The 7,968-nt window shown below is 68.9% G+C and carries 6 protein-coding genes; all 6 read left to right on the top strand.

The features are described 5' to 3' along the window. Positions 1-58: 58 nt before the first annotated feature. On the top strand, positions 59-1,756 hold the full coding sequence (locus IEZ09_RS42825; RefSeq protein WP_229813449.1) for a methylmalonyl-CoA mutase family protein: 1,698 nt from the start codon (positions 59-61) through the stop codon (positions 1,754-1,756). After that, positions 1,753-3,888, top strand: a complete 2,136-nt coding sequence (scpA, locus tag IEZ09_RS42830) for a methylmalonyl-CoA mutase (protein ID WP_189259593.1) — start codon at positions 1,753-1,755, stop codon at positions 3,886-3,888. The genes IEZ09_RS42825 and scpA overlap by 4 nt, the downstream gene beginning before the upstream one ends. Further along, positions 3,881-4,873 (top strand): methylmalonyl Co-A mutase-associated GTPase MeaB, encoded by a 993-nt coding sequence (meaB, locus tag IEZ09_RS42835; RefSeq protein WP_189259594.1) that lies wholly within the window; start codon positions 3,881-3,883, stop codon positions 4,871-4,873. The genes scpA and meaB overlap by 8 nt, the downstream gene beginning before the upstream one ends. Positions 4,874-4,929: 56 nt before the next feature. After that, positions 4,930-5,223: a hypothetical protein gene (locus tag IEZ09_RS42840; protein WP_189259595.1), complete on the top strand. Its 294-nt coding sequence runs from the start codon at positions 4,930-4,932 to the stop codon at positions 5,221-5,223. Positions 5,224-5,437: 214 nt separating this feature from the next. Continuing rightward, complete coding sequence (locus tag IEZ09_RS42845) at positions 5,438-6,610, top strand: M20 family metallopeptidase (RefSeq protein ID WP_189259596.1); 1,173 nt, start codon at positions 5,438-5,440, stop codon at positions 6,608-6,610. Further along, positions 6,607-7,884 (top strand): M20 family metallopeptidase, encoded by a 1,278-nt coding sequence (locus IEZ09_RS42850; RefSeq protein WP_189259597.1) that lies wholly within the window; start codon positions 6,607-6,609, stop codon positions 7,882-7,884. The genes IEZ09_RS42845 and IEZ09_RS42850 overlap by 4 nt, the downstream gene beginning before the upstream one ends. Positions 7,885-7,968 lie beyond the last annotated feature (84 nt).

Raw genomic sequence — 7,968 nt, forward strand, 5'->3', positions numbered from 1 at the left:
GTTAACGGCGGTGAACCTCACATAGCCGAGTCGGTACTGGTCGGTAACACTGCAACGCATGATGGAGTTGGCCTTGCCCGCCGAATTCCGCCCGAACGAGTTCCCCTCAGCGTCGAGGGAACAGTGGCGTGAGCTGGTCGACGTCGTCCTCGCGAAGACCGGGGCGAGCTTCGACTCGCTGGTCACCAGGACTTATGACGGCATCGAACTCCAGCCGCTCTACACGCTCGAGGACGCGTTGCCGCCCTACGCGCTGGCGCCGGCCAAGCAGGGCTGGGACGTCCGGCAGCGCCACGCGGTACCCGATCCGGTCGCGCTGATGAACGACCTGGAGGGCGGCGTCACCTCGCTGTGGCTCGCGCTGCCGGCATCGTCGCTCGAACGCGTGCTGGACGGCGTCTACCTCGACCTCGCGCCGATCGTGCTCGACGGCGACGTCGAGGCGGCCCGCACCATGCTGCGGATCTACGACCAGGCGCCGGTGCTGGCCGAGCAGGTGCAGGGCAACCTGGCTTTGAGGCCTTTCGGCGATGCGCTTGACGTCATCAAACAGGCGAGCCGGCAGTTTCCGTCGTTGCGAACCGTGGTGGTGGACGCGCTGCCGTTCCACGACGCGGGCGGCTCGGACTCCGAGGAGCTGGGCGCCTCCATCGCCCTGGGCGTGTCGTACCTGCGGGCGCTGACCGACGCCGGGCTGGACGTCGCGCAGGCGTTCGCGCAGCTGGAGTTCCGCTACGCCGCGACCGCCGACCAGTTCACGACCATCGCGAAGCTGCGGGCCGCGCGCCGGTTGTGGGCGCGTGTCGCCGAGGTGTCCGGTGCCGACGTGCCGCAGGTGCAGCACGCTGTGACGTCGTCCGCGATGATGACCCGCCGCGACCCGTGGGTGAACATGCTGCGCACCACGGTGGCGACGCTGGCCGCCGGTCTCGGTGGTGCCGACTCGGTGACGGTGCAGCCGTTCGACGCGGCCATCGGGCTGCCGGACGAGTTCGCCAGGCGGATCGCGCGCAACACGCAGAACCTGCTGCTGGAGGAGTCGCACCTCGGTGAGGTGATCGATCCCGCCGCCGGGTCCTGGTACGTGGAGAAGCTGACCGACGAGCTGGCCGGTGTGGCCTGGTCGTGGTTCCAGGAGATCGAACGTGCGGGCGGGTTCGCTGCCGCGCGCGGGCTGATCAGGGACCGGATCGCGGCGACCTGGGCCGCGCGGTCGGCTCGGCTGGCTGACCGCAGCGACCCGATCACCGGTGTGAGCGAGTTCCCGAACCTGACCGAGAAGCCGGTCGTCCGCGACCCGGCGCCCGAACTGCCGACAGGTGATCTGCCGCGCGTCCGGTACGCCCAGGCCTTCGAGGAGCTGCGCGACCTGGCCGACGCCCAGCCCGAACGCCCGCAGGTCTTCCTCGCCACCCTCGGCCCGGTCGCCGCCCACACCGCGCGCGCCACCTTCGCCGCGAACCTCTTCAACGCGGGCGGTTTCGCCACTCCCAACGCGGGCCCGACCAGGACCCCGGAAGAGGTGGCGGAGAAGTTCACGGCGTCCGGCGCGAGGATCGCGGTCGTGTGCGGCAGCGACAGCAGCTACGCCGACCTGGCCGTTCCGACCGTCGAGGCGTTGCGTGCGGTGGGCGCCGAACGGGTACTCCTGGCAGGCAAGAAGAGCGACGCACAAGTCGACGGCTACGTGTACCTGGGTTGCCCGGCGCTGGAAATCCTCAACAACACCTACGAGTTCCTGGGAGTGGAGCGATGATCCCCAGCTTCGCGGACATCGACCTCGGCCCGCTCCCGTCGGCGAAGTACGAGACCGACCTGCCGGCGTGGGAGACGCCGGAGGGCATCGCGGTCAAGCCGGTCTACGGACCGTCCGATGTGGACGGACTGGACTTCCTGGAGACGTACCCCGGCATCGCGCCGTTCCTGCGCGGCCCGTACCCCACGATGTACGTCAACCAGCCGTGGACCATCAGGCAGTACGCGGGTTTCTCGACGGCAGAGGAGTCGAACGCCTTCTACCGCCGCAACCTCGCGGCCGGGCAGAAGGGCCTGTCCGTCGCGTTCGACCTCGCCACGCACCGCGGTTACGACTCGGACCACCCGCGCGTCGCCGGTGACGTCGGCATGGCCGGTGTCGCGATCGACTCGATCTACGACATGCGCACGCTGTTCGACGGCATCCCGCTGGACAAGATGTCCGTGTCGATGACGATGAACGGTGCCGTGCTGCCGGTTCTCGCGCTCTTCGTGGTCGCGGCGGAGGAGCAGGGGGTGAAGCCGGAGCAGCTCATGGGGACGATCCAGAACGACATCCTCAAGGAGTTCATGGTCCGCAACACCTACATCTACCCGCCGCAGCCGTCGATGCGGATCATCTCCGACATCTTCAGCTTCACCAGCCAGAACATGCCGAAGTTCAACTCCATCTCGATCTCCGGCTACCACATGCAGGAGGCGGGGGCGACCGCCGACCTGGAGCTGGCGTACACGCTCGCGGACGGCGTCGAGTACATCCGCGCGGGCAAGGCGGCCGGGCTGGACGTGGACGCGTTCGCGCCGCGGCTGTCCTTCTTCTGGGCGATCGGCATGAACTTCTTCATGGAGATCGCCAAGATGCGGGCCGCGCGCCTGCTCTGGGCCAAGCTGGTCAAGGGCTTCGACCCGAAGTCCCCCAAGTCGCTGAGCCTCCGCACGCACTGCCAGACGTCCGGCTGGTCGCTGACCGCGCAGGACGTGTTCAACAACGTGGCGCGCACGTGCATCGAGGCGATGGCGGCGACGCAGGGCCACACGCAGTCGTTGCACACCAACGCACTCGACGAGGCGCTCGCGCTGCCCACGGACTTCTCCGCGCGCATCGCCCGCAACACGCAGCTGCTGCTCCAGCAGGAGTCCGGCACCACGCGGGTGATCGACCCGTGGGGCGGCAGCGCGTACGTCGAACGCCTCACCAACGAGCTCGCGAAGAAGGCGTGGGAGCACATCACCGAGGTCGAGAAGGCCGGTGGCATGGCCCGCGCGATCGACGAGGGCATCCCGAAGCTGCGCATCGAGGAGGCCGCGGCCCGCACGCAGGCGCGCATCGACTCCGGCCGTCAGCCCGTCATCGGCGTCAACAAGTACCTGGTGGCCAACGACGAGCAGATCGAGGTGCTCAAGGTCGACAACGCCGGGGTGCGCGCGCAGCAGCTGGAAAAGCTGCGCAGGCTCAGGGAGGAACGCGACCAGTCCGCTGTGGACAGCGCACTCCAGCAGCTCACGAACGCGGCGACCGCCGGCGGGAACCTGCTGGAGCTGGCGATCAACGCCGCTCGCGCCAAGGCGACCGTCGGCGAGATCTCCGAGTCGCTCGGCAAGGTGTGGGGGCGGCACAGCGCGCAGATCCGCACCATCACCGGTGTCTACCGCCAGGAGGTCGGCCAAGTGTCCAACGTGGACGCCTGCCGCGAGGTCGTGGAGGCCTTCGCGGAACAGGAGGGCCGCCGGCCGCGCATCCTGGTCGCCAAGATGGGCCAGGACGGGCACGACCGCGGCCAGAAGGTGATCGCGACGGCGTTCGCGGACCTCGGCTTCGACGTCGACGTCGGTCCGCTGTTCCAGACGCCGGAGGAGGTCGCGCGGCAGGCCGTCGAGGCCGACGTGCACATCGTCGGCGTGTCCTCGCTCGCCGCCGGCCACCTCACGCTGGTGCCGGCGCTGCGCCAGGAGCTGGCGAAGCTCGACCGCGAGGACATCATGATCGTCGTCGGCGGCGTGATCCCGCCCCAGGACTTCGACGAGCTGTACGCGGCGGGTGCGGCGGCGATCTTCCCGCCCGGCACCGTCATCGCCGACGCGGCCAAGGACCTGCTGGTGAAGCTCGCCGACCAGCTCGGACACCATGCCTAGGGTGATCGACGTCGCCGAGTACGCCAGGGGTGTGCTCGACGGCAGCCGCGGGATGCTCGCCAGGGCGATCACTCTCGTCGAGTCGAAGCGCGCCGACCACCGCGCTAAAGCCCAGGAGCTGCTGATCGAGCTGCTGCCCAAGTCGGGCAACGCGATCCGCGTCGGCATCACCGGTGTGCCCGGCGTGGGCAAGTCGACGTTCATCGACGCGCTCGGCACCATGCTGGTCGAGAAGGGCCACCGGGTGGCGGTGCTGGCGGTCGACCCGTCGTCCACGCGCACCGGCGGCAGCATTCTGGGCGACAAGACCCGCATGGCACGGCTTTCGGTGAACGAAAAGGCGTTCATCCGGCCGTCGCCCACGTCCGGCACGCTCGGCGGTGTGGCGCAGGCCACCCGCGAGACGATCGTGCTGGTGGAGGCCGCGGGCTTCGACGTCGTGCTGGTTGAGACCGTCGGTGTCGGGCAGTCGGAGGTGGCCGTCGCGAACATGACGGACTGCTCGCTGTTCCTCACGTTGGCGCGCACGGGTGACCAGCTGCAGGGCATCAAGAAGGGCGTGCTGGAGCTCGCGGACGTCATCGCGGTCAACAAGGCCGACGGCGAGCACGAGATGGACGCCCGCAAGGCCGCGCGGGAGCTGGCCGGGGCGTTGCGGCTGCTGCGCCCGCCGGACGCGTTGTGGCACCCGCCGGTGCTGACGTGCTCCGGTCTCACCGGTGGCGGGCTCGAAGAGCTGTGGTCCCGCGTGCTGGAACACCAGTCCACCTTGAGGGAGGCTGGTGAACTGGACGAGCGTCGTCGACGTCAGCAGGTCGAATGGACTTGGATGATGGTTCATGACGAACTGTGGCGGCAGGTGCGGGAGAGCACCGCCGTGCGCGCGATGGCGCCCTCTCTGGAGGAAAAGGTCAGGTCTGGCGAGCTGACCGCCACGCTTGCCGCGGAGCAGATTTTGAAGGCGTTCCAATCGGACTCTCGGTGAGCATGTAACTAGTTTGGGTGACCTTCGAACGTGGTATTCGTTGTAGAGTTCAGGTCATGTCGAGGTTGCTGCTGGCCTGCGTGTTCGCGCTGATGGGCGTCTTCGGGATCGCCGGGACATCCGTTGCTGAGGAGAGCGCGAACGTTGTCGTGGCAGCGCAGCAGACGACGGCCGTGAACCCGGCTCCCGACGTGAACGCGCCGCAGGAGCCGTCGCCAGAGGTGCGGCAGGAGACCAAGCGCAAACTGTGGATCGGCGCGATCGCGCTCGGTCTGTTCGTGCTGGTCTACTACCGGAACAAGAAGCGGTGGGCGAAGTGGCGCAAGGAGCGCGCGGCCAAGAAGGGCTGACGCGACCGTTCGTCGGTCGTTCGAGGTGAGACGATTCGTCCCAGGTAGTGGGACGCAATAGTCAGAATTAAGCGTGCTTCTCGACCATTTGCGTCATCGTTGATCGGTCAGACCGAAACTCGCTCGCCGCTTGGCGCAGCGCTGCGACCGGCCAGCCGGTTGATCATCATCAGCGCACCGCGCCTCACAGGTGGTGATGCAGGATGGTGAGCAAATGAGTACCGACTTGAAGATGAGCACACGCTCGACCGTCGAGCGGTACTCCGACGCGCTGCTGGACCTCTCGCACTCCCTGCACGCCGAGCCCGAGCTGGCGTTTCAGGAGCACCGCAGCGTCGAGAAGATCACCTCCCTGCTGGCCCGCGAGGGTTTCAAGATCGACCGCGGGGTGGCGGACCTCGACACCGCGTTCGTCGCGAGCTACGGCGACGGCGAGCTGGTGCTGGGGCTGTGCGCCGAGTACGACGCGTTGCCCGAGGTCGGGCACGCGTGCGGGCACAACGTCATCGCCGCCGCGTCCGTGGGCACGGCGCTCGCTCTGCGTGACGTCGCAGACCGTCTGGGTATCACCGTGAAGGTGATCGGCACCCCGGCGGAAGAGGTCGGCGGCGGCAAGGTGCTCATGCTCGAGCGGGGCGTCTTCGACGACGTCTCGTTCTCGATGATGGTGCACCCGGCGCCGTACGAGTCGTGTGCCGCCCGATCGCTCGCCATCACGGATCTGGAAGTGCACTACACGGGCAAGCCGTCCCACGCGGCCGCGGCCCCGCACCTGGGCATCAACGCCGCGGACGCGGTGACCGTCGCGCAGATCTCGATCAGCCTGCTGCGGCAGCACCTCGAGCCCGGCCAGATGGTGACCGGCATCGTCACCAACGGCGGCACGGTGCCGAACGTAATACCCGCTCGCGCGTCGGCGATGTTCGATGTGAGGGCGGAGAATCTGGAATCGTTGCAGCGCCTGGAGAACCGGATCCGGGACTGTTTCCAGGCCGGCGCGCTCGCGACCGGCTGCACCCATGAGGTCGTGCAGGTCTCACCGATCTACGCCGAGCTGACTCCCGACCCGTGGCTCGCGGACGCCTACCGGCGTGCTGCCACCGAGCTGGGACGACGACCGCTCTCGCCCGAGCAGGAACAGCGGGAGAAGATCGGGAGCACCGACATGGGCAACGTCACCAGAGTGTTGCCCGCCATCCACCCGACCATTGCCATTGACTGCGGAGACGCGGTGAACCACCAACAAGAGTTCGCGACCGCCTGTGCCTCGGCGTCGGCCGACCGTGCGTTGCTCGAGGGAGCACTCGCCATGGCCTGGACGACGATCGCGACAGCCACCGATTCCCAGCAGCGAGCACGGCTGCTGGCCCGCGGAGGTGCGGCGTGACGGTCCTGGACTCCCGTCCATCGGGCTCCTCAGCTGTGCAGACGTCCACCGAGATGCTCGTCGACCCCACCGGGGTGAGCATGTCTGGTGTGGATGATCTCGGAGAGGGCCGCGGCCCCGCGTGGCTCGACGACTGGTTGAAGGCGCACGCCTCCGACGTCGTCGCCTGGCGCCGCCACATCCACGCCAACCCGGAGCTGTCCCGCCGCGAGTACAACACCACGGAGCTCGTGGCGAAGCTGCTGCGCGAGGTCGGCCTCAAGCCCCGCATCCTCCCCGGCGGCACCGGCCTGATCTGCGACGTCGGCAACGGCCCCCGCTGCGTGGCGTTGCGCGCCGACATGGACGCGCTGCCGTTGCCGGAGAACACCGGCCTGCCGTTCTCGTCCACTGTGGACGGTGTGTCGCACGCGTGCGGTCACGACGCCCACACCACGGTCCTGATCGGCACGGCACTGGCGCTCGCGTCGGCCACCGAACTGCCCGGCCGCGTCCGTCTGGTGTTCCAGCCGGCCGAGGAGGTCATGCCGGGCGGCGCACTCGACGTGCTGGCCGCCGGTGGCCTCGACGGCGTGGAGCGGATCTTCGGCCTGCACTGCGACCCGCGCCTGCAGGTCGGCCGCATCGGCACGAGGATCGGCGCCATCACCTCGGCCTCCGACCTGCTGGAGCTGCGGCTGTCCTCGCCGGGCGGCCACACCTCGCGCCCGCACCTCACCGCCGACCTGGTGCACGCCCTCGGCACGGTCATCACCGGCCTGCCGACGATGCTGTCCCGCCGCGTCGACCCGCGCTCCGGCACCGTCCTGGTGTGGGGCGCCGTCCACGCGGGCGAGGCGCCCAATGCCGTCCCGCAGGACGGCCTGCTGCGCGGCACGCTGCGCACCGGCGACCGCGACATCTGGGCCGAGCTCGAACCGCTGGTCAAGGACCTGGTCACGGGCCTGCTCCTGCCCACGGGCGTCGGCTTCGACCTGCACCACCGCCGCGGCGTGCCCCCGGTGGTGAACGAGCGCGAGTCGACCCAGATCCTGCGCGCCGGCATCGAGGCCGCCCTGGGCGACGACGCCCTGGCCGGCACCGAGCAGTCGTCCGGCGGCGAGGACTTCGGCTGGTACCTGGAGCACGTGCCCGGCTCGTTCGCGCGCCTCGGCGTGTGGAACGGCCAGGAGAAGCAGCGCGACCTGCACCAGCCGACGTTCGACCTGGACGAGCGCGCGCTCCTGGTGGGCGTCCGCGTCATGGTCCACACGGCCCTGGCGGCCCTGGCCTGAGTTCTCGATGAACGGCGCTTTTGTTCACCTGAGGTGGATCTGGTGTTTTAACCAGGAGGCGCTTGGGTTTTGACATGGGCACGG

It is taken from the genome of Lentzea flava, assembly GCF_014648475.1.
In the GTDB taxonomy this organism is placed as follows: Bacteria; Actinomycetota; Actinomycetes; order Mycobacteriales; family Pseudonocardiaceae; genus Lentzea; species Lentzea flava.